Here is a 23,132-nt window from a genome sequence, read left to right as displayed (position 1 = left end):
CGAATCAGTACAAAGGCATATCGGGTTCGACGTCACGCACCCAATGTTTCATGCCGCCCTGCAGGACTTTGGTGTTGGCGAAACCGGCGGCCAGCAAGGTGCTGGCCGCTTGCTCGGCGCGGGTTCCGGCGTAGCAGATCAGGTAGTGGGTGTTGTCGCGGCTGAGGCTGTCGAGTTGCCCATCCAGTTCGGCCAGGGGGATATGCACTACGCCCGGCAATTTGCACACTTCAAGCTCACTGGCATCGCGCACGTCCAGCAGCACATCGGCGCTGCGGTGGTGTTCAAGCACTTGCTTGAGTACGTGCGGCTTGATGTAGCGTTCCTCGGCGAGAGAGGGTTGGCTTGGGACTGCATCGGCGCAAACCGCCGGGGCCACGGTTTCGCTATGGCGCAGTTCCGAGCAGCACGGGCAGTCGGGGCGGCGCTTGAAGCGGATTTCGCTGAATTTCATCGCCAGTGCATCGAAGCGCATCAACCGGCCGGACAGAGGCTCGCCAATGCCGATCAGCAACTTGATGGCCTCAGTAGCTTGAATCATCCCGACCACTCCCGGCAGCACACCGATCACCCCACCGGCGCTGCAGTTGGGCGCCAATTCGGCAGGCGGTGCTGACGGGAACAGGCAGCGGTAGCACGGACCACCTTTATAGTTGAGCACGCTGATCTGCCCGTCGAAGCGGTAGATGGCGCCATACACCAACGGTTTGCCGAGCTGCACGCAGGCGTCGTTGACCCGATAACGCGTATCGAAATTGTCGGTGCCGTCGATCACCAGATCGTAGGCGCCTACCAGCTCCAGTGCGTTGTCGGCGTTGATTGCGGTGTTGTGCGCGTTGATCTGGATATGTCGGTTGAGGTCGTGCAGGCGTTGCTTGGCAGACTCGACCTTGGGCATGCCCAGGCTGCTGTTGCCGTGGACGACCTGGCGTTGCAGGTTGCTGCTTTCCACCACATCGAAATCCACCAGGCCCAGGGTGCCAATGCCGGCCGCCGCCAGGTACAGGCTGATGGGCGAGCCCAGGCCGCCGGTGCCGATGATCAGCACCTTGGCTTTTTTCAGGTTCAACTGACCTTCGCGGCCGACGCCCGGCAGGGTGATGTGGCGCACGTAGCGCTGCACCTCTTCATTGCTAAGGCCGTCGACGTCCATGCCACCGGACGTGGCAAGCAGCACTTCGATTTTGGCCTTTTCCGGCAACGGCTCGTCCGCACCGATCAGTTCTTCTTCGGCGGTGAACAGGAAGTGTTCCTTGAGCTGGTTGTTCTTTTCGTGAAACAGGTGCGGGCGCAGCTGTGGATGGTTGCTGCAGAGGTTTTCAATGACTTCGCGCAATGTCGATCCGGTGCCCTCAAGGGTCGATTCCGGCAGCTTGGCCACGCGAACCAGAATGTCGGGGAAAGAGACAGCGTTCATGGACAACTCCGTGTGCAGGTCGTTGAAAGGTTGAAGAGCGAAATGCTTGCCATCCCAGGCAAACAGCTTTGAGCCGAGGGCCTGGCCCTGGCGAACGTCCACCACCAAGTAGCTGACGGGGTAGATCGGCTCACCCAGGAACAGCGCCTTGTCCTGGTCTTCGTCACTGAAATAGGCACCGACATCCGGGTGGGAGTGGTAGATCACCACCACCGGGTTATCGCTGCGAAACGCCTTGTTCATCAGCAGCGTGTCGGCTACGGAAAAGGTGTAGCCGTTGGCCGCGCTGCGCGGGTACATCTCGGGGTTCTTGCGGTGCAGCTCGTTCTGAATATTGCTGCCCTGGTACACGCTGCCGTCGGCGAAGACAAAACCACAGCATTCCTCGGGGTAGCTGCGGTTGGCGTGGGCGTAGATCTGTTCCAGGGCGGTCGGGCGGAGGACGTCCATGTTTCTCTCGCGTTGCTGAGTGAGGGGTGGGAGGGTCAATTTTTCTTGGCCAGGAATTTTTCAACCGGCAACTTGGTGATCGCAAAACCGGCCAGCAGGATGGCTGAGTACAGCATCAAGTCGCGGGAAATTTCCACGCCTTCGTACCAGGCGCCGATGATCACTGCGAACACCGGGAAGATGATGAACACGAATGACAGGATGATCGGACTCAAGCGCTTGAGCAGCATGAAGTACACGATGAACCCGCCCACCGATGCCACCAGCCCGAGGTAAAACAGCGCGCTCCAGGAACGCAGGGTGATGTTTTCGAAGGTGGGTGTTTCAAACCACAGGCCGGCCACGAACAGCATCAGCCCGGCAATGCCAATGGGCAGGGTGTTGTAGGTGATCACACTGATGGCACTGCCTTTTTGCTTGGTAATGACGTAGCACAAGGCATGCATGATCGCGGCGGTCAGAATCGCCAGTACCCCGAAGAGCTCGGCGTGGTCCAGGTGCAGGCCCTGGCTCTTGATGATCATGTAGAGGCTGCCGAAACCGATGCCGATGCCGACCACCTGGGAAAAATAGATGCGCTCGCGCAGAAACAGCGCGGAGAAGATCAGGATAAACACCGGCATGCAGCTGAACAGCAGTGCGGTGAGGCCTGAGGAGACATGCATCTCGCCGTAATTGAGCAAGTAATAGGGAACGCTGAAGTAGGACAGGGTCACGAATACAAAGAACCAGCGGCTTTCTCGCGGGAACAGGATCGGCTCGCGCCGCACCAGGGCAAAACACAGGAACAGCGGGAAGGCGATCAAGAAGCGCAGGCCCGCCGATGTCAGCGGTGGCACGCTTTCGACGGCGATCTTGATCCCCAGCCACGTGGTGCCCCAGCTCAGGCACACGATAAGAAACATCATGCTGGTGACCAGGCCGGCCAACCACTGTTTCTGAGTTTTTGTTTTTGTTGTGTTTTCAAGAACGGCGGACATTGGCATCGTTTATTGCTTCCCTGAGCCGGAATTGAACTCTATATTGACTGTGTATTAAGTTGTTTCATTCGGTGATTGAACCCGTAAAAGCACACTATTAGGGCGAATGATGGCTGTCAAAACAAATATTGACATGGTGTCAATTATGCGTGAGGGGTTGTCCAGCGGTCAGGGCGTGAAGTACAAGCGCCTGTCCGATGTGATGGAGCGAGGCATCCTTGAGGGCCTGATTGAGCCCGGACGAAAACTGCCGCCCCACCGGGTGCTTTCCGACAATCTGGGTGTGACCATCGGCACCATCAGCCGAGCCTACGGCGAGTTGGAGCGCCTGGGGTTAGTAGTGGCGCGTGTGGGAGACGGCACGTTCGTGCGCAAGCGTGGGATGGAACGCCAGCGTGATGAAGGCTTTCGCAACGTCAGCGAGGAGCCACGCCATCACTTCGACATGAGCCGAAACATGCATATTCCTGGGCAAGAGACCGTGTTTCTGGCCCAGAGCTTCCAAACCTTGTCGACCAACGCCAAGTTCCTGCAGGACATCAGCGCCTACACCCCGGATGCCGGTTTGCCACGCTACCGTGAAGCCGGTGCGCAGTGGCTGGTGCAGCGTGATTTTCATCCCATTCCCGAGCAGGTCATCTGCGTGAATGGCGGCCAGCATGGCCTGCTTTGCGCGATGATGGCGCTATTGCGGGCGGGCGATACAGTGGTCACCGAACAACTTACCTATCCTGGCCTGATCACGGCTGCGCGCATGCTGGGTGTGCGGCTGATCGGCCTGGAGATGGATGAAGAGGGCGTGCTGCCAGGCGCGCTGGATGAAGTCTGTCGTAATCACCGGGTGTCGGCGTTGTACTGCACGCCGACCATTCAGAATCCGACGACGGCGGTATTGTCGGTCGCACGCCGGGAAGCCTTGGTTAAAGTGTGCCGCGAGCACAACCTGCTGATTCTTGAAGACGAAGCCCACGGCGTATTGGTGGAGGATCGGCCGCCGCCCCTCAGCTATTTCGCGCCTGAGCGTACGATTTTGATCAGCAGCTTGAGCAAGGCGGTGTCCGCCGGGCTGCGCGTGGGCTATGTGCACGCGCCACCGGCGCTGGTCAGTCGTATTTCAGCGGCTTTGCGCTCGACCTGCTGGATGGCCACGCCGGTGACGCTGGAGCTGGCGACCCAATGGATCGAAAACGGCACGGCGCAATACCTGCTACGCCAGCAGATCAATGAGATCAGTCGTCGCAAAGCCCTGGTGCGCGACCTGCTGGCCGGCCTTGAATACTGCACCCATCTGAATAGCCCGCATTTCTGGATTGAAGTACCCGAGCCATGGCGCGCGTCGGAAATCGAGGCCGAGCTCAAGCAGAACAATTACCTGATTGCCACCGCCGAGGCGTTTGCCGTAGGGCAGACGGCGGTGCCGCAGTTCATTCGGGCGAGCATCTGTAATACGTCGGGGGATGATCAGTTGTTGCGTGAGGGATTTGATGCGCTGGCGACCGCGTTGGGGCAGGGTGGGGGCCGGTTTCACTTGTAGGCCGGTCTATTAGTGGCGAGTGAGCAAGTGCCCTCGCCACACAGGCACTTCGGTACCCCTAGTTCGAGTTTATTTAAAACGTCGTTCGACGCCTTTCTCCACCAGAATCTTCGCCGAAATCTCTTCCACCGAAAAATGCGTGGAATTGATGTGCGCAATATTCTCGCGCCGGAACAGATTTTCCACCTCGCGTACTTCGAACTCGCACTGGGCATAGCTCGAATAGCGGCTGTTGGGCTTGCGCTCGTTACGGATGGCGGTGAGGCGGTCCGGGTCGATGGTCAGGCCGAACAGCTTGTGCTGGTGCGCGCGCAGGGCGGCCGGCAGCGTCAGGTGTTCCATGTCGTCCTCGGTCAGCGGGTAGTTCGCCGCGCGGATGCCGAACTGCATGGCCATATACAGGCACGTCGGCGTCTTGCCGCAGCGGGATACACCCACCAGAATCAAATCGGCCTTGTCGTAATAATGAGTGCGGGCGCCGTCATCATTGTCGAGCGCGAAGTTCACCGCCTCGATACGCTCCATATAATTGGAGTTGTGCCCGATGGAATGGGACTTTCCTACGGAATACGAGGAGTGTTCACTCAACTCTTGTTCCAGTGGCGCCAGGAACGTGGAGAAAATGTCAATCATGAAACCATTGGAGGTTGCAAGGATCTCACGGATGTCTTGATTGACGATGGTGTCGAAAATGATCGGCCGAAAACCGTCTTTTTCAGCCGCCAGATTGATTTGTTGTACCATGGCCCGCGCTTTATCCACGCTGTCTATATAAGGCCGCGTAAATTTGGCGAAGGTAATGTTTTCGAACTGCGCGAGCAGGCTCTGGCCCAATGTTTCGGCTGTGATGCCGGTGCCGTCGGAGATAAAGAAAGCAGATCGTTTCATTTGAGCCCTGGGCCTTAAGCTGATGGCGAATCTTGGATATGATAGGCGCGATTTTGCCGTCCCGCAGTGGGCCGCATTCTCACTTATTTTCCAGGTCCAGGCCACAAGCGCTGGCGTTTGCTCTTACTGAGCAGTCGGCGTCCTGAGCTTTTCCAACACAGAAAGTGGAGAGATCACCTTGGTAGAGTACGTAGTTTCCCTCGATAAGCTCGGCGTCCATGATGTAGAGCATGTGGGGGGCAAGAACGCATCCCTCGGCGAGATGATCAGTAATCTTGCAGGCGCTGGTGTCTCGGTGCCCGGTGGTTTCGCCACCACCGCCCAGGCGTACCGCGATTTCCTCGAACTGAGCGGCCTCAATGCTCAGATCCACGCCGCGCTGGACGCCCTGGACGTCGATGACGTCAATGCCCTGGCCAAGACCGGTGCCCAGATCCGCAAGTGGATCATGGACGCCGAGTTCCCCGAGAAGCTCAACGAAGAGATCCGCACCGCCTTCGCCACGCTGTCGGCGGGTAACCCCGACATGGCCGTCGCCGTGCGCTCCTCGGCCACCGCCGAAGACTTGCCGGACGCCTCCTTTGCCGGCCAGCAGGAAACCTTCCTGAATATCCGCGGCGTCGAAAACGTCATCCGCGCTGCCAAGGAAGTGTTCGCCTCGCTGTTCAACGATCGCGCTATTTCCTACCGCGTACACCAGGGTTTCGACCATAAACTGGTGGCCTTGTCTGCTGGCGTACAGCGCATGGTGCGTTCGGAAACCGGCACTGCCGGCGTGATGTTCACCCTGGACACCGAATCGGGTTTCCGTGACGTGGTGTTTATCACCGGTGCCTACGGCCTGGGCGAAACCGTCGTACAAGGCGCGGTCAACCCGGACGAATTCTACGTGCACAAGCACACGCTTGAGGCTGGCCGCCCGGCGATCCTGCGCCGCAATCTGGGCAGCAAGGCTATTAAGATGATCTACGGCGACGAGGCCAAGGCTGGTCGCTCGGTAAAAACCGTTGAAGTCGACAAGGCCGAGCGTGCGCGTTTCTGCCTGACCGACGCTGAAGTCAGCGAACTGGCCAAACAAGCGATGATCATCGAAAAGCACTACAAGTGCCCGATGGACATCGAGTGGGCCAAGGACGGTGACGACGGCAAGCTGTACATCGTGCAGGCGCGCCCTGAAACCGTGAAGAGCCGCACCTCAGCCAATGTCATGGAACGCTACCTGCTCAAGGAAACCGGCACCGTGCTGGTGGAAGGTCGCGCCATCGGCCAGCGCATCGGCGCGGGTAAGGTGCGGATCATCAAGGACGTGTCCGAGATGGACAAAGTCCAGCCAGGCGACGTGCTGGTCTCCGACATGACCGACCCGGACTGGGAACCCGTGATGAAACGCGCCAGCGCCATCGTCACCAACCGTGGCGGGCGAACCTGTCACGCGGCGATCATCGCCCGTGAGCTGGGGATTCCTGCAGTTGTCGGTTGCGGCAACGCCACCCAACTGTTGAAAGACGGCCAAGGCGTGACGGTTTCCTGTGCCGAAGGCGACACCGGTTTTATCTTTGAAGGTGAACTGGGCTTCGACATCAAGCAAAACTCCATCGACGCTATGCCCGACCTGCCGTTCAAAATCATGATGAACGTCGGCAACCCGGATCGCGCCTTCGATTTTGCGCAGTTGCCGAACGCTGGTGTGGGCCTGGCCCGCCTGGAGTTCATCATCAACCGCATGATCGGCGTGCACCCCAAAGCCCTGCTGAACTACGACGGTTTGCCGCCGGAGATCAAGGAAAGCGTCGACAAGCGCATCGCAGGCTACAACGACCCGGTGGGTTTCTACGTCGAGAAGCTGGTGGAAGGCATCAGCACCCTGGCGGCGGCGTTTTACCCGAAAAAGGTCATCGTGCGCCTGTCGGACTTTAAGTCCAACGAATACGCCAACCTGATCGGCGGCAAGCTCTACGAACCAGAAGAAGAAAACCCGATGCTGGGTTTCCGTGGCGCCTCGCGTTACATCAGCGAAGCGTTCCGTGACTGCTTCGAACTCGAGTGCCGTGCCCTCAAGCGCGTGCGCAACGAGATGGGCCTGACCAACGTCGAAATCATGGTGCCGTTCGTCCGCACGTTGGGTGAAGCGAGCCAAGTCGTCGACTTGCTGGCCGAAAACGGCTTGAGCCGTGGTGAAAACGGCTTGCGCGTCATCATGATGTGCGAATTGCCGTCCAACGCCATCCTGGCCGAAGAGTTCCTGGAGTTCTTCGACGGTTTCTCCATCGGTTCCAACGACCTGACCCAACTGACCCTGGGCCTGGACCGTGACTCAGGGATCATCGCGCACCTGTTCGACGAGCGTAACCCTGCGGTCAAGAAGCTGCTGGCCAACGCCATCCAGGCCTGTAACAAGGCCGGCAAGTACATCGGCATCTGCGGCCAAGGCCCTTCCGACCACCCGGACCTGGCCAAATGGCTGATGGAACAGGGCATCGAAAGCGTCTCGCTGAACCCCGATTCCGTGCTGGAAACCTGGTTCTTCCTGGCAGAAGGCCAAGCGTCCGCCTAAGGTCGATACGTCAAAAGTGCCGGTCACTCATCAAGGGTGACCGGCATTCTTATCTGTGCAGGGCGGAACTCCTTCCGGACGCCGCCCTTTTTTGTGCAAGAGCATTATGCAAAGCAGCAGCAATCTGTTTCCCGTCGCCCTGATCAGCGCTGAACGTCGTGGCGACCTGAGTGAAGATGTGTACCGCCTCAAACCCGGCAACAGCCCTGACGGCACCGTCGAGCTGGCCGTGACCCGTTTGGGCCTGGCTGATGCCCCGGAAAACCGGGGCACGCCGGTTATTTTGTTGCACGGTAGTTTTTCCAACCGGCGCTTCTGGTACTCGCCCAAAGGCATTGGCCTTGGGGCTTACCTGGCGCGCCGAGGATTTGATGTGTGGATCCCGGAAATGCGCGGGCATGGTTTGTCCAAGCGCAATCAGGGCTACGCGGAGAATCGCGTCGCCGACTACGCGCGTTACGACTTACCCGCCATCGGCGCGTTTGTGCGTGAGCAAAGTGCACAAATCCCACACTGGGTCGGCCATTCCCTGGGAGGCACTGCGCTGGCCGCGGCATTGGGCGGTCAGCACCTTGGCGCGCCGGCAGTGGCCTCGGTGGCGCTGTTTGGCTGTCAGGTCAGCCGGACCCACTGGCCGTTGAAAATCCCACCGGTGGAATGGACCGGCCGTTTACTCTTGAAGCGCTTCGGCGAGGTGTCAGGCGTACGGCTCAAGCGTGGCCCGGAGGACGAACCGGCAGGCGTGATGATCGAAGCCATGCGTTGGAACGGCCTGTTCGGTCGCTTTGGTGATGGAAAGCAAGATTGGTGGAAAGGCCTCGCAGAGGTTGATGTGCCGTTGTTGGCAGTGAGCGCGGCTGGCGACCATCAGGATCCGGATTGGGCGTGCCGCAAGTTGTTTGAGCAGGTCGGTTCCGAGCATCGCCAATACCTGTGCCTGGGGCGCCAGCAAGGCTTTGCCGGGGATTTCGGGCATGTCGAGATGCTGGTCAGCAAAGCCGCCCAGGTTGAAGTGTGGCCTTTGGTAGAGCGCTGGTTGAAAGATCCGCTGACACCTCTGGCCGGGGCGCAACCTCAGGTACTCGAGGCGGTTTGACTGAGCGCTCTGTCGAGGGCGTTTCGCTCGTGTGTGGTTGCGGCTAAGATATGACGCGTTAAACGCTTCTGGTCATATTCAGTCGCGCAGTGGTTATTGCGTTGCGATGAAATGGGTCTGATCATGGCCGCCGCCGACGGGCAAGCAGTTAAAGAATGCCTGTTGCGATGCGTTTTTCTGATGTACACCGTGGGATGTTCGACCTCTTCCGTAACGACAGGAGTTTTTCGATGAACCATTACGTGACGCCCGACCTGTGCGACGCCTACCCGGACCTGGTGCAGGTGGTTGAGCCGATGTTCAGTAATTTCGGCGGTCGAGACTCTTTTGGCGGCGAAATCGTCACCCTCAAATGTTTCGAAGACAACTCCTTGGTCAAGGAACAAGCCGACCAGCCAGGCGCCGGCAAGGTGCTGGTGGTCGACGGCGGTGGTTCCCTGCGTCGCGCGTTGCTGGGCGACATGATCGCTGAGAAAGCCGCAAAAAATGGTTGGGAAGGGCTGGTGATCTACGGCTGCATCCGTGATGTCGATGTCATAGCACAAACTGACTTGGGCGTGCAGGCGCTCGCGACGCACCCGATGAAAACCGACAAGCGCGGTATTGGCGACCTGAATGTGGTAGTGACCTTCGCCGGCGTGACGTTCCGACCGGGTGAATACATCTATGCGGACAATAATGGCGTGATCGTCTCGCCAAGCCCGCTGAAAATGCCTGAATAAACCGCAGTAACCGATAGGGGTGAGGATGTTCGAGGAAGAAAACGCGCAGTGGGGGCTGGTGCATGCTCTGGTGCTGGACGGTAAAGGCGGTGCGCGTTCGATTGCCCGGACTGAGCTCGACGACTTGCAACTGCAGCCCCAGGAAAGCCTGTGGCTGCATTGGGATCGCAGCCATCCGCAAACCCAGACCTGGTTGCGTAAGTCCAGCGGCTTGAGCGAGTTCGCCTGTGACTTGCTGCTGGAGGAAAACACCCGTCCGCGGCTGTTACCGCTGACCGATGGCGAATTGCTGCTGTTCCTGCGTGGGGTCAACCTCAACCCAGGCGCGGAGCCGGAAGACATGGTGTCGGTGCGGATCTTTGCTGCGGCCAATCGTGTGATTTCACTGCGTCTGCGACCGCTGCGCGCGACCGATGAGCTGCTGGTGCAATTGGCAGACGGCAAAGGACCAAAATCCGCGTCCGAACTCATCCTCTATATGGCGCAGTACCTGACTAATAAAGTGCAGGATCTGGTCACCGAACTGTCCGAAATCGTCGATGTTGAAGAAGAAAAACTTGATACCGACGAACGGTATACTCCGGAGCATGGCAGCGTTTTGCAGATCCGGCGGCGAGCGGCAGGACTCAAACGTTTTCTGGCACCCCAGCGGGATATTTTTGCCCAGCTCACACGGATAAAATTGCCGTGGTTCTGTGACGACGATGCCGACTATTGGAATGAATTACACAACAGTCTGACGCGCTATCTGGAAGAGCTCGAATTGGCCCGGGAGCGCGTGGGGCTTGTGCTTGAGGCCGAAGACCGACGCTTGAGTGTGCGTATGAATCGCACCATGTACCGTTTCGGGATCATCACTGGGATCTTCCTTCCGATGAGTTTTCTCACCGGTTTGCTGGGTATAAATGTGGGCGGAATTCCGTTCTCCAGCAGCCCTTATGGGTTCGTAATTGCGTGCCTGATGATGGTCGCTGTGGCACTGGGGCAGTGGTGGCTATTTCGACGATTGCGCTGGGTTTGACCTGAATATGAGCTGAACGTACGACGGGGCCCATGTGACCCGAAGAATTTAACCCTCGTCTTTTAAAACACTTGCGAGAGGTCTTTTATGCACGATCCGTTCGAACAGTCTTTGCGTGACATGCTCAATGCTTCGCCGTCCAACCGTGACGACGATGCTTGCCTTGGTCGCGTGTTGAAAACCGCCAACCGTCAGGTAGGGGCGGGTGACCTGTTCGGTCTGCTCGGTCGTTGGTTGCCAGCGTTGATGATGGCCCTGAACAATGGTTCGGCCCACGTATCGCCGGTGTCCCGTCGCAAACCTCTTGCTCGCACTGCTGATAAGGCTGATTGAATATGGAACTTGATCTCTGGACCCAGAGCCTGGTCACGGCAATGACCGCATTGTGGACCAAGGTGGCGAATTTCATTCCCAACCTGTTTGGTGCCCTGGTCCTGGTATTGCTAGGCTTTGTCGTGGCCAAGTTGCTCGACACCTTGCTCTCCAAATTACTCGCAAAACTCGGCCTGGACCGCTTGATGGCAGGCACGGGCCTGACCAAGCTTTTGGGCCGCGCCGGGTTGCAGGTGCCGATCTCGACCCTGATCGGGAAGATCGTTTATTGGTTCGTTTTACTTATTTTTCTGGTTTCTGCAGCTCAATCCCTTGGACTTGAGCGAGTTTCAGCTACGCTCGACATGCTGGCACTGTATTTGCCGAAAGTATTCGGCGGCGCGCTGGTGCTGCTGGTAGGCGTTTTGCTGGCGCAGCTGGCCAATGGGCTGGTGCGCGGGGCCGCTGAAGGTGTGGGTCTGGATTATGCTGCGGGCCTGGGACGAATTGCCCAGGGCCTGGTCATTATCATCAGTATTTCAGTCGCGATTAGCCAGTTGGAGGTCAAAACTGACCTGCTCAACCACGTGATCGTGATTGTCTTGATTACCGTTGGTCTGGCCGTTGCGCTGGCCATGGGCTTGGGAAGCCGGGAAATTGCTGGCCAGATTCTTGCGGGAATCTATGTGCGTGAGTTGTATCAGGTTGGGCAACAGGTGCGTGTGGGCGAGGTCGAAGGGCAAATCGAGGAGATCGGAACCGTGAAAACGACGGTGCTGACCGATGACGGTGACCTGGTGTCGCTGTCCAACCGGATTCTCCTCGAGCAGCAGGTCAGTAGCCGCTAACCCGGCAAACCCTGCTAATGTACGCCGCCGCAAACCCGGCTGACCGGGTTGTAGCGGACATTGACCTGACTGTCGGCACGCCTTGTTTTGAATAAAGCCCAAACGCTGTCCACGCGCTATGACCCCCGTGAGCTCTCTGATGAGGAGCTGGTCGCGCGCGCGCACACGGAGCTGTTTCACGTTACACGCGCGTACGAAGAATTGATGCGCAGATATCAACGCACTCTGTTCAACGTTTGTTCAAGGTATTTAGGGAACGATAGAGATGCGGATGATGTCTGTCAGGAAGTGATGCTAAAGGTGCTGTACGGTCTGAAGAACTTTGAGGGCAAATCGAAGTTCAAAACGTGGCTATACAGCATCACGTACAACGAGTGCATCACGCAGTATCGGAAGGAACGGCGCAAGCGTCGCTTGATGGACGCGTTGAGTCTGGACCCCCTTGAGGAAGCGTCTGAAGAAAAGGCGCCGACACCCGAGGAGAAGGGCGGACTCGATCGCTGGTTGGTGCATGTGAATCCAATTGACCGTGAAATTCTGGTGCTACGATTTGTCGCAGAGCTCGAGTTTCAGGAAATTGCTGACATCATGCACATGGGTTTGAGTGCTACAAAAATGCGTTACAAACGTGCTCTTGATAAATTACGTGAGAAATTTGCGGGCGAGACTGAAACTTAGTGCGTGGCAAATATCTCTTACGTGTAGGCAAGTTCTGTTAGACTTGCCGCCGAGTTGTCCCCCGGTTTGTGGGACTGCTTTACAATCACCAGATGGGGATTTAACGGATGAAACTGAAAAACACCTTGGGCTTGGCCATTGGTACTCTTATTGCCGCTACTTCTTTCGGCGCACTGGCACAAGGCCAAGGCGCAGTTGAAGGCCAGCTGTTCTACAAAAAGCAGTTCAACGATAGCGTCAAGCACATCGAAGACGGCTACAACCCTGGCGCCAGCATCGGTTACTTCATTACCGACGACGTGTCGGTTAACCTGAACTACGACACCACCAACCACACCCGTTCGAACGACGGTACTGGTAACCAGAAGATCAAAGGTGACACTGGCAGCGTGACTGCTCAGTACCACTTCGGTCAGGCCGGTGTTGATTCTCTGCGTCCGTACGTAGAAGGTGGTTTCGGTCACCAGAGCCGTACCAACGTTAAAGCCGACGGCCACAGCGGTCGCGACCAGTCGACCCTGGCTATCGCTGGCGCTGGTGTGAAGTACTACTTCACCAACAACCTGTTCGCACGTGCCGGTGTTGAGTCTGACTACAACCTGGACAACGGCAAGTGGGATTACTCCGCACTGGTCGGCCTGGGTGTGAACTTCGGCGGTAACGCTGGCGCAGTAGCTCCAGCTCCTACTCCAGCACCAGCTCCAGAGCCAGTTCCAGAGCCAGAAGCTCCGGTTGCTCAGGTTGTTCGTGTTGAGCTGGACGTTAAGTTCGACTTCGACAAGTCGGTTGTTAAGCCTAACAGCTACGGCGACGTGAAAAACCTGGCCGACTTCATGGCTCAGTACCCAGCTACCAACGTAGAAGTTGCTGGTCACACTGACTCCATCGGTCCAGACGCCTACAACCAGAAGCTGTCCCAGCGTCGTGCTGACGCTGTTAAGCAAGTCCTGGTTAAAGACGGCGTTCAGCCTAGCCGCATCACCGCGGTAGGTTACGGCGAATCCCGCCCAGTTGCTGATAACGCAACTGAAGCTGGTCGCGCTGTTAACCGTCGCGTAGAAGCGTCGGTTGAAGCTCAAGCTCAGTAATTACTGAGTGGTAGAAAAAAGCCCGGCTTAGGCCGGGCTTTTTTTCGCCTGAAATTTGCCTCAGGCGCTGGCTGAGACCGTAACGTAGGCCGCCTGATCAGTGGCGGCAACACGACCGATCACCAGAATCGCCGGGCTCTTCAAGGCAAAGGCCTGCGCATCCGCATGCATATGCGCCAAATCACTGCGGCATTCCCGTTGCTGGGGGAGCGACGCATTTTCGATCATTGCCACCGGCATATCCTTAGCCATTCCGCCATCCAGCAGTTGCTGACGAATCTCTTCAAGCTTCGCCACCCCCATGTACACCACCAACGTCGTCCCGCCCTCGGCCAGTGCACACCAGTTAAGGCTGCTGTCGTCCTGAGTATGTGCAGTGACCAGCGTTACGCCTCGGCTGATACCGCGCAACGTCAGTGGAATATCGCAATTCGTTGCACCCGCCAGGCCAGCGGTTATGCCGTTGACCAGCGCCACCTCCACTCCGCGTTCGCGCAGCCACATCGCTTCTTCGCCGCCCCGGCCGAAAATACAAGGGTCGCCGCCTTTAAGCCGCACCACGCACTTGCCTTGTCGTGCATAACGCAGGATCAAACGGTGGATGAAGTCCTGGGGCGTTGAGCGGCAACCACCGCGCTTGCCAACGGTGATCACACGCGCGTCAATGCAGTGTTCCAGTACTGCCGGGTTGACCAGGTCATCAATCAGTACCACATCGGCCTTCTGCAGGGCTCGCACTGCCTTGAGGGTCAACAGCTCCGGATCACCTGGCCCTGCGCCCACCAACCAGACTTTTGCGTTCATGTTTTTCCCTCACACATTGATTGCAATTGGCTGCGGACGGCTGGCCAAAAGACGTTTGATTTCCGGTACACAGGAGCCGCATTGAGTGCCGCAGCCCAGTTCTTGCTTGAGCTCATTGAGGTCCAGGCCACGGGCTATGCCGGCGCACACCGCGTTCTCGCTGACGTTTTTGCAGTTGCACAGGGTCTTGCCGCCGGCGGGCGCACCGCCCGGTGGCGCACTGAGTGGCGCCAATAACCAACGCCGCAACTGATCGTCGGTACGACCTTCCAGCCACAGGCTTTGCAGCCAATGTCGGGCCAGGGTTTCGCCAGCCAGGCGTAGCGCGGTAATCCGGCCTTTTTCGATTTTCACGCGCTTGCCAATCGAGCGGCGCGGGTCGTCATACGCCATGACAGGGCCGTCGTTGAGGCCCAGCAGTTCGTCGATGCGAGTCAGCAGTTGCAGACCCGGCGCCTCGGTATGTGCGGCGCGAACCAGCAGCGCTGGACGTTCGCGCCCAGCCAGGCTCAGGCTGACGTAGGCAAAGCCCTCACACAGTGGGCGCAGGGCTTCAATGTGTTGCTGCACATCGCCCTCGATCAACGCAAACAATTGCCACGGCAATTGCACCGCTTCCAGGCGTACGCCGCTGTGTTTGAGTTCCGGCTGTTTCGACAAAGGGTCGAACGCCGGCTGGGTCAGGGTATTTACGCCGCCCTTGAGAAAGCGATCGCCCCAATGCATCGGCAGAAACGCCTGGCCCGGGCGTACGCTGTCATCACTGTTAACAGCGACGATCACGCTGCCGCGACGGCTTTTCAGGTTGACCAGATCACCTTCTTTGAAGCGATGGCGGCGCAATTCATCCGGATGCAGGCTCAACAACGCCTCGCTCACGTGGCCAAATAACTGCGCTGCAGTACCTGTGCGGCTCATGCCGTGCCATTGATCGCGCAGGCGCCCGGTGATCAGGGTCAGCGGGAAGCGTGCGTCACGCTGCTCCTTGGCGGCGCGGTAGGGGTCGGCGATAAACTGCGCGCGGCCGCTCTCGGTTGGGAACACCCCATCGGTGTACAGACGCGGAGTGCCAGAATGTGCGCTTTCGGGAAACGGCCATTGCTGCGGTCCGATCTGGTCGAGCAAGGCGTGGCTGATGCCGGACAGGTCAAGGTCGCGGTTGCGGGTCAGCACCTTGTACTCTTCAAAGATCTGCGAGGGTTGCTTAAAGGCAAAAAGACTCGGTTTTCCGGGACAAAGACGTTGCTCCAGGCGCTGAGCAAAATCCACCGTGATCGCCCAGTCCGGGCGCGCTTCTCCGGGTGGGGCGATGGCTTGTCGGACGTGGGAAATGCGCCGTTCAGAATTAGTCACCGTGCCTTCTTTCTCGCCCCAACTGGCCGCTGGCAGCAACAGATCCGCGAAACGAGCTGTCTCGGTTGTGCGAAAAGCCTCCTGTAACACCACGAACGGGCATGTCTCCAAGGCCTGGCGCACGCTGTTCTGGTCGGGCAGGGATTGGGCGGGGTTGGTGCAGGCGATCCACAAGGCCTTGATCCTGCCGGCCTGCACCTGTTCAAACAGTTCGATGGCTGTCAGCCCAGTGCTGGCTGGCAGTTGCTCAACCCCCCAATACGCCGCCACTTCGGCCCGATGTTCAGGGTTGGCAGCCTCGCGATGGCCTGGCAGCAAATTCGACAGGCTGCCGGTCTCGCGGCCACCCATGGCATTCGGCTGGCCGGTCAGCGAAAACGGTCCACACCCGGGGCGGCCAATGGTGCCGGTGGCCAGGTGCAGGTTAATCAAGGCGCTGTTCTTTGCGCTGCCTGCGGTGGACTGGTTAAGCCCCATGCACCATAGCGATAAAAAGCTCGCCGAGGTGCCGACCCATGCCGCGCACAGGCGCAGTTGCTCAACGCTGATCCCGCACAGCTGGGTGACCATCTGCGGTGTGTAGTCGTGCACCAGCCGTTTCAACTCGACTAACCCATCGGTGTGCGCCTGGATAAAGTCACGGTCGATCCAGTCTTCCCATAGCAACAGATGCAAAATCCCATGAAACAAAGCCACATCCGTCCCCGGCAGGATGGCCAGGTGCAGGTCAGCCAAGTCGCAGGTATCGGTGCGCCGCGGGTCGATCACCAGCACTTTCATCTGTGGGTGCCGGGCTTTGGCTTCCTCCAAGCGTCGGAACAATACCGGGTGGGCGTAGGCCATATTGCTGCCGACGATCATCACGCAGTCGCTGGCTTCCAGGTCTTCATAACTGCACGGCGGCGCGTCGGCACCCAGGCTGCGCTTGTAGCCGACCACCGCCGAAGACATGCACAGCCGTGAGTTGCTATCGATGTTATTGGTGCCGACCAATGCACGGGCCAGCTTGTTGAAGCTGTAATAGTCCTCGGTCAGCAATTGCCCGGAGATGTAGAACGCCACGCTGTCCGGCCCGTGCTCGGCGATGGTGTCGGCGAATACATTGGCCGCGTGCTCCAGGGCGGTGTCCCAGTCGGTGCGCGCGCGCGCCAAGCCTTTGCCCAGGCGCAGTTCCGGGTACAAGGCGCGGGCGCTCAAGTCGCCGGTCAGGTGCAGGCTGGCGCCCTTGCTGCACAACTTGCCGAAGTTTGCCGGGTGGCTTGGGTCGCCTTGCACCCCCAGGATCTGCGTGCCGTCATGCTCGATCAGCACGCCGCAACCCACTCCGCAATAACAGCAGGTGGACGCGGTGGTCTGGCGGTTCATCAACCGGCGTCCCGCAGGGCGAGCATGACCCGGCCGTTTTCCACGCGGGCCGGGTGATGATGGGCGCAGCCGATGTCCGGCGCCTGGGCTTCGCCGGAGGCCAAATCGATCTGCCAGTTGTGCAGCGGGCAGGCCACGCGCTTGCCGTAGATCAAGCCTTGGGACAGTGGGCCGCCCTTGTGCGGGCAGCGGTCATCGAGGGCGAACACTTCGTCGTCACTGGTACGAAAAATCGCGATATGACCTTTGGGCCCATGGATGATGCGCGAGCCCAGGGTGTTAATTTCTTCGAGGGCGCAGATATCCAACCAGTTCATACCGGCACCTCCAGCTGTTTGACGGGGATGACCTCGAATTCCTTTTTCAGCAACGGCTGCTCCAGGCGCTCCTTCCAAGGGTCTTGTTCGAATGACAGTGAGAATTGCAGGCGCTCGTTAAGAGCCTGGCGTCGAGCCGGGTCTTCCAAGACGGCCTTCTTGATGTGCGCCATGCCCACCCGCTGCAGGTAGTGCACGGTGCGTTCAAGGTAGAAGGCCTCTTCGCGGTACAGCTGTAGGAAGGCGCCGTTGTATTCGCGCACTTCTTCGGCAGTTTTGAGCTTGACGAAGAACACCGCGACTTCAGTTTTGATCCCGCCGTTGCCGCCGATGTACATCTCCCAGCCGGAATCCACGCCGATGATTCCCACGTCTTTGATGCCCGCTTCCGAGCAGTTGCGTGGGCAACCGGACACCGCCAGCTTGACCTTGTGTGGCGACCACATATTGAACAGGTCATGCTCCAGTTCGATGCCCAACTGCGTCGAATTCTGTGTGCCGAAGCGGCAGAACTCGCTGCCGACGCAGGTCTTCACGGTGCGGATGGATTTGCCGTAGGCGTGGCCGGAAGGCATGTCGAGGTCTTTCCACACGCCCGGCAAATCCTGCTTCTTGATACCCAGCAGGTCGATGCGCTGGCCGCCGGTCACTTTAACCATCGGCACGTTGTACTTGTCAGCCACGTCGGCGATGCGTCGCAGTTCCGATGGATTGGTCACACCGCCCCACATCCGCGGGATTACAGAGTAGGTGCCGTCTTTTTGAATATTGGCGTGGGCGCGTTCATTAATCAGGCGTGATTGCGGGTCGTCCTTGGCTTCGCCAGGCCACGTGGAGATCAGGTAATAGTTAAGGGCTGGGCGGCAGGTGGCGCAGCCGTTGGGCGTGCGCCAGTTCAGGTAACTCATGGTGCCGGCGATGGTCAGCAAATGCTGCTCGCGGATGGCTTGGCGGATTTGCCCGTGGTTGAAGTCGCTGCAACCGCAGATAGCCTTTTCGCTCTTCGGTTTGACGTCGGCGGCACCGCCCACGGTGTTGATCAGGATCTGTTCCACCAGCCCGGCGCAAGAGCCGCAGGAGCTGGCGGCCTTGGTGTGCTTCTTCACCTCGTCAACGCTGAACAGCCCGTGTTCCTGGATCGCCTTGACGAGGGTGCCTTTGCACACGCCGTTGCAACCGCAGACTTCGGCGTTGTCGGCCATGCTCATGGCCTTGTCTTGGCCCTGATGGCCTACGTCGCCTAACGCATGCTCCATTAGAGAAGAGCCGCCGAACATCAAGTGATCGCGGATCTCACCAATCGCGTGGTTCTCACGGATCTGGCGCAAGTACCAACCGCCGTCTGCGGTGTCGCCGTACAGGCAGGCGCCGACCAGGATGTCGTCCTTGATCACCAGTTTTTTGTACACGCCGCCAATCGGGTCGGAGAGGGTGATGGTCTCGGTACCTTCGCCGCCCATGAAGTCGCCGGCAGAGAACAGGTCGATACCGGTCACCTTCAGCTTGGTCGAAGTGACCGAGCCTTTGTAGGTGGCAAAACCCAGCTGGGCCAGGTGGTTGGCGCAGACTTTGGCCTGTTCGAACAGCGGCGCGACCAAGCCATAAGCAATGCCACGATGGCTGGCACATTCGCCGATGGCATAAATGCGCGGATCGTAGGTTTGCAGGGTGTCGTTGACCAGAATCCCACGGTTGCACGGGATGCCGGATTTTTCCGCGAGTTCGGTGTTAGGGCGAATGCCGGCAGCCATTACCACCAAATCCGCCGGGATGATGTCGCCGTTCTTAAATTGCACCGAGCCGACGCGGCCATTGCCGGCATCATGCAGGGCCTGGGTCTGTTCGCACAGGCGAAACACCAGGCCACGGCTTTGCAGCTCGGTTTGCAGCAACTGGCCGCTGGTTTTGTCCAGTTGGCGCTCCAGCAGCCATTCGCCAATATGCACCACGGTCACGTGCATGCCGCGCAACATCAGGCCGTTCGCGGCTTCCAGGCCGAGCAGGCCGCCACCGATGACCACCGCGTGCGTGTGGGTCTTGGCGGTGTCGATCATGGCCTGGGTGTCGGCGATGTCGCGGTAGCCGATCACGCCCTGCAGCGTGTTGCCGGGGATCGGCAGGATAAATGGCGTCGAGCCGGTGGCGATCAGCAGTCGATCGTATTCGGCCTCGGTGCCGTCTTCGGCAATGACGATGCGTTTGACGCGGTCGATCTGCACCACTTTGCGGTTGAGCAACAGCTTGATGTGGTTATCCAGGTACCAGTCAAGATCGTTGAGTACGATCTCTTCGAAGGTCTGCTCACCGGCCAGCACCGGCGACAGCAGGATGCGGTTGTAGTTGGTGTGCGGTTCGGCACCGAACACGGTGATGTCGTACAGGTCGCTGCTCAGCTTGAGCAATTCTTCAAGGGTGCGAACCCCGGCCATGCCGTTGCCGATCATCACCAGTTTGAGTTTTTTCATGTCGTTCTCCGCAATGGCTCGACCAATCACGCGCAAACAAAAAAAGGCGTCCCCGCTAGTGATCTAGCGAGGACGCCTTTGTCCTGGTCCCGTTCTCTCGGGAAGCTCGCCCCTTCGACGTTGAAGGGGCGGCTATATGTGGGGTGTTGATGAAAGTAATGCAGTGGCTGTGCCAAGTAGCCAGGCGCCGGGTTTAGTGGGGTTGGCATCCAAATCGTGTGGGAAGTCGCCCTCTAGTGGTGCAGAAACCAGAACAGCAGCACCAGATTGATCAACAGCGAGACCGCTGCCAGGGTTTGCCAGACCTTCAGCGGTTCGCGCTCCAGCAACGGTCGCGGCCGCACGCTCAGTTCGCGGCGGTCGGCCTGCTCCAGCACCAGCAGCCACTCTTCGGCAGTTTCATAGCGTTGTGCGGGCTGCGCCGCCACGGCACGCTCCAGGCTGAGCGGTAACCAATCCGGCAGGTCGGGGCGGTAACGGCTGGCGCTGACGGGGTGGGCGAAACGCGGCCGTTGGAAGGCTTCGATTTCGCCGTAGGGGTAATGCCCGGTCAGCAGGTAATAGAGCGTGACGCCGACGCTGTACAAATCCTGTTGCGGCGCAGGACGCTCACCGCCAAACGCCTCCGGCGCAATAAAACTCGGGGTGCCGGGCAGTAAATGCGCACGGTCTTCGGAAAGCCCCGGGCAGTAGGCCAGGCCGAAATCCAGCACGCGCAGTTCGCCATCGTCGCCCAGCAGCAGGTTTTCCGGTTTGATATCGCGGTGCAGGATCTGCCGTCGATGCAGCATGCCGATAGCGCGTAGCAGGCGCTCAGCGATGGACTGCCATTGCGCCAGCGGCAGTGGGCCTTGTTGCAGGACCCGCTGCGCAAGGGTTTGCCCCGGATATTCACGCATCACGTAGTACAAATGCTGACGCCCACTGGCGGCATGGACTTCAGGAAACGCCCGCCCGGCAACCCGGCGCAGAAACCATTCTTCCGAGAGCAAGGCTTGGCCGGCATCGCTGTCATCGTCGTGGTTGAGCGGCAGGGTTTTCAGCAGCCAGGGTTGCTGCTGGGCATCGCGCACGCGGTACAGCAACGACTGTCGACTGTGTGCCAGCAGGCTTTCCACCTGCCAGCCTTCAAAGCGTTGCCCGGCTTTCAGCGGCGGTGGCAGCGGCCATTGCTGCAACTGCACCAGCGCATCGCCAAGGGTGGCGGCGCCGAGTCGGTCGATACGCACCAGCAGCGCGCTGGCGTTGTCCTGGCTGGCAGCCAGGTGGGCAGCATTGACCAGCGTGTTGACCGCCACATCAAGGTCGGGTTGCTCGCGCAGGATCGCGCTGATGCTGTGATCACCCAAGGTGGCCCATACGCCATCGCTGAGCAGCAGGAAGCACTCGCCCTCGCGCAGTTCACCGTCGAGAAAATCCAGCACCAAATGTTGATCCAGGCCGAGGGCGCGCTTGAGCACATGCTGCATGCCCGGTTGCTCCCACACGTGGTCTTCAGTGATGCGCTGCAGCTCGCCGTTCAGCCAGCGATACACTCGGCAATCGCCGACGTGGGCCAGGGTGAAACGTTGGCCGCGAAACACCAAAGCGCTGAGGGTGGTGAGCAAGGGCTGGCCACCGCCGTTGGCCTGCAGCCAGCGGTTCTGCGCCAGTAATAAACGCTCCAATGCCTGGGCCACGCCCCAGGTCTGCGGCGTGGCGTAGTAGTCCAGGGCCAGCGCCTGCAATGTCGAGCGGGCTGCCAGGCCACCGTCAGCGCATTGGCTGACGCCGTCGGCAATCGCGCACAAATAACCCTTGCTTGCCGCCAGCTCCGCCACGGGTGTGACCACCCGCAGCGCATCCTGATTTTGCCCCCGGGGGCCGATCGCACTGGCCTGGGCGACGCTCAGTTGCAGGCTCATCAGACGCGTGCGGCGGTCACGGCGGCCGAACCCCAGGTGGTTCTCCAGCGCCGCTTGACGCCGTGCAGGCCAAACCAGGCCAGCACACCAAGGCTGGCGAACAACCATAGGGCCATCTGATAGCTGCCGGTGCTTTGTTTGATCGCGCCCATGCCTGCCGCGAGGGCGAAGCCGCCGATGCCGCCGGCCATGCCGATCAGGCCGGTCATCACGCCTATCTCGCGGCGAAAGCGCTGGGGCACCAGTTGGAACACAGCGCCATTACCGGCGCCGAGGCCGAGCATGGTGCAAACGAAAAGTGCCAAGGCAGCATAGGAACTTGGCAGGTTGAAACCCACGGCCGCGATGCAGATTGCCGCCACGCTGTACATGCCGAGCAGGGTCCGTATGCCGCCGAAACGGTCGGCCAGGGCGCCCCCCAACGGGCGCATCAGGCTGCCGCTAAACACACAGGCGGCGGTGTAGTAGCCGGCGGTTACCGGGCTCAAGCCGTATTGGTCGTTGAAATAGCCGGGCAGGGCGCTGGCCAGGCCGATAAAGCCGCCGAAGGTCACGCTGTAGAAGAACATGAACCACCAGCTGTCGCGGTCGCCCAGGGCTTTGAAGTAGTCGGCCATGGATTTGGCTTTCGGGCGTTCAGGCGCATTGCGCGCCAGCCAGACGAAAACGACCAAGGTGATGACCAATGGAATCAGCGCAAAGCCGAACACATTGCTCCAGCCAAACGCGGCGGCCAGTACCGGTGCCAGCAAGGCGGCAAACACCGTTCCGGAGTTCCCGGCACCGGCGATACCCATGGCCTTGCCTTGGTGTTCAGCGGGATACCACTGGGATGCCAACGGCAGCGCGACCGCAAAAGACGCACCGGCCATGCCCAGGAACAGGCCCAACAGGAGGGCCTGCTCGTAGCTGTGGATGCCGAGTTTCCAGGCGCCGAATAACGCTGCGATCACAATCACCTGGCCAATCAGCCCGGCGGTCTTGGGCGACAGTTTGTCAGCCAGCATGCCCATTAGAAAGCGCAGCACGGCGCCGGCCAGGATTGGCGTGGCCACCACCAGGCCGCGTTGTTGAGTGGTCAGGTGCAGGTCGGCGGCGATCTGTACCGCCAGTGGGCCCAGCAGGTACCAAACCATGAAGCTCAGGTCGAAATACAGGAACGCGGCAAACAGGGTCGGGGTGTGCCCGGATTTCCAGAAGCTTGATTTCATCACGCACCTCAACGGTTGGGAGTCTTAAAAGAAGGCCTGGTGATGGAACCGCCGGTGAGGGCAGCCCCATCGGCCCCTGCTCAGGGGCCAAAACGAAAAAACGTCGCCACCCGGTTTGCGGGTGC

At 59.4% G+C, this 23,132-nt stretch carries 18 protein-coding genes; 9 read left to right on the top strand and 9 right to left on the bottom strand.

The genetic code is table 11. The annotated features are described in order from the left end of the window. Window positions 1-4: 4 nt before the first annotated feature. Entirely contained in the window at window positions 5-1,867 is a 1,863-nt protein-coding gene (gene moeB, locus E0F99_RS15120; protein ID WP_083357320.1) for a molybdopterin-synthase adenylyltransferase MoeB, read from the bottom strand. A 35-nt stretch (window positions 1,868-1,902) separates the two neighbouring features. Then, a complete protein-coding gene (locus tag E0F99_RS15115) occupies window positions 1,903-2,796 on the bottom strand; it encodes a DMT family transporter (protein ID WP_162276206.1) in 894 nt (297 codons plus the stop codon). Window positions 2,797-2,956: 160 nt separating this feature from the next. Here E0F99_RS15115 and E0F99_RS15110 point away from each other — a divergent pair, with 160 nt between their 5' ends. After that, the gene (locus E0F99_RS15110) at window positions 2,957-4,381 is read left to right on the top strand and encodes an aminotransferase-like domain-containing protein (protein WP_083360382.1); all 1,425 of its coding nucleotides are present in this window, start codon (window positions 2,957-2,959) and stop codon (window positions 4,379-4,381) included. Window positions 4,382-4,450: 69 nt separating this feature from the next. Here the strand turns inward: E0F99_RS15110 and ppsR are convergent, their stop codons facing one another. Continuing rightward, complete coding sequence (gene ppsR, locus E0F99_RS15105) at window positions 4,451-5,269, bottom strand: posphoenolpyruvate synthetase regulatory kinase/phosphorylase PpsR (protein WP_058412273.1); 819 nt, start codon at window positions 5,267-5,269, stop codon at window positions 4,451-4,453. 178 nt (window positions 5,270-5,447) lie between these two features. Here ppsR and ppsA point away from each other — a divergent pair, with 178 nt between their 5' ends. From ppsA to E0F99_RS15065, 8 genes are all read left to right on the top strand, one after another. After that, window positions 5,448-7,823 (top strand): phosphoenolpyruvate synthase, encoded by a 2,376-nt coding sequence (gene ppsA, locus E0F99_RS15100; protein ID WP_083357321.1) that lies wholly within the window; start codon window positions 5,448-5,450, stop codon window positions 7,821-7,823. 106 nt (window positions 7,824-7,929) lie between these two features. Next, the gene (locus E0F99_RS15095; protein WP_083357322.1) at window positions 7,930-8,919 is read left to right on the top strand and encodes an alpha/beta fold hydrolase; all 990 of its coding nucleotides are present in this window, start codon (window positions 7,930-7,932) and stop codon (window positions 8,917-8,919) included. A 230-nt stretch (window positions 8,920-9,149) separates the two neighbouring features. Then, window positions 9,150-9,641: a ribonuclease E activity regulator RraA gene (gene rraA, locus E0F99_RS15090; protein WP_083357323.1), complete on the top strand. Its 492-nt coding sequence runs from the start codon at window positions 9,150-9,152 to the stop codon at window positions 9,639-9,641. Between the two features lie 25 nt (window positions 9,642-9,666). Further along, window positions 9,667-10,662, top strand: a complete 996-nt coding sequence (locus E0F99_RS15085) for a zinc transporter ZntB (protein WP_083357324.1) — start codon at window positions 9,667-9,669, stop codon at window positions 10,660-10,662. An 87-nt stretch (window positions 10,663-10,749) separates the two neighbouring features. Then, the gene (locus tag E0F99_RS15080; RefSeq protein WP_005790375.1) at window positions 10,750-10,995 is read left to right on the top strand and encodes a hypothetical protein; all 246 of its coding nucleotides are present in this window, start codon (window positions 10,750-10,752) and stop codon (window positions 10,993-10,995) included. A 2-nt stretch (window positions 10,996-10,997) separates the two neighbouring features. Continuing rightward, window positions 10,998-11,822 (top strand): mechanosensitive ion channel family protein, encoded by an 825-nt coding sequence (locus E0F99_RS15075; RefSeq protein ID WP_003175519.1) that lies wholly within the window; start codon window positions 10,998-11,000, stop codon window positions 11,820-11,822. Window positions 11,823-11,909: 87 nt separating this feature from the next. Next, a complete protein-coding gene (gene sigX, locus E0F99_RS15070; protein ID WP_083357325.1) occupies window positions 11,910-12,500 on the top strand; it encodes an RNA polymerase sigma factor SigX in 591 nt (196 codons plus the stop codon). Window positions 12,501-12,607: 107 nt separating this feature from the next. Next, the gene (locus tag E0F99_RS15065; protein ID WP_083357326.1) at window positions 12,608-13,588 is read left to right on the top strand and encodes an OmpA family protein; all 981 of its coding nucleotides are present in this window, start codon (window positions 12,608-12,610) and stop codon (window positions 13,586-13,588) included. Between the two features lie 60 nt (window positions 13,589-13,648). Here E0F99_RS15065 and cobA read toward each other — a convergent pair whose 3' ends face one another. The 6 genes from cobA to E0F99_RS15035 all read right to left on the bottom strand — a co-directional run bounded on the left by cobA (window position 13,649) and on the right by E0F99_RS15035 (window position 23,007). Further along, a complete protein-coding gene (gene cobA / locus E0F99_RS15060; protein ID WP_083357327.1) occupies window positions 13,649-14,392 on the bottom strand; it encodes a uroporphyrinogen-III C-methyltransferase in 744 nt (247 codons plus the stop codon). 9 nt (window positions 14,393-14,401) lie between these two features. Then, window positions 14,402-17,110 (bottom strand): nitrate reductase, encoded by a 2,709-nt coding sequence (locus E0F99_RS15055; RefSeq protein ID WP_083357328.1) that lies wholly within the window; start codon window positions 17,108-17,110, stop codon window positions 14,402-14,404. Continuing rightward, the gene (nirD, locus tag E0F99_RS15050) at window positions 17,110-17,427 is read right to left on the bottom strand and encodes a nitrite reductase small subunit NirD (RefSeq protein WP_083357329.1); all 318 of its coding nucleotides are present in this window, start codon (window positions 17,425-17,427) and stop codon (window positions 17,110-17,112) included. The genes E0F99_RS15055 and nirD overlap by 1 nt, the downstream gene beginning before the upstream one ends. Continuing rightward, the gene (gene nirB / locus E0F99_RS15045; RefSeq protein ID WP_083357330.1) at window positions 17,424-19,892 is read right to left on the bottom strand and encodes a nitrite reductase large subunit NirB; all 2,469 of its coding nucleotides are present in this window, start codon (window positions 19,890-19,892) and stop codon (window positions 17,424-17,426) included. The genes nirD and nirB overlap by 4 nt, the downstream gene beginning before the upstream one ends. Window positions 19,893-20,125: 233 nt before the next feature. After that, on the bottom strand, window positions 20,126-21,796 hold the full coding sequence (locus E0F99_RS15040) for a bifunctional protein-serine/threonine kinase/phosphatase (RefSeq protein WP_083357331.1): 1,671 nt from the start codon (window positions 21,794-21,796) through the stop codon (window positions 20,126-20,128). Next, on the bottom strand, window positions 21,796-23,007 hold the full coding sequence (locus tag E0F99_RS15035; protein ID WP_083357332.1) for a nitrate/nitrite transporter: 1,212 nt from the start codon (window positions 23,005-23,007) through the stop codon (window positions 21,796-21,798). The genes E0F99_RS15040 and E0F99_RS15035 overlap by 1 nt, the downstream gene beginning before the upstream one ends. Between the last annotated feature and the right edge of the window lie 125 nt (window positions 23,008-23,132).

This window comes from Pseudomonas antarctica (assembly GCF_900624995.1).
Classification (GTDB): domain Bacteria; phylum Pseudomonadota; class Gammaproteobacteria; order Pseudomonadales; family Pseudomonadaceae; genus Aquipseudomonas; species Aquipseudomonas antarctica.
This window is presented reverse-complemented; position numbering and strand designations above follow the sequence as displayed.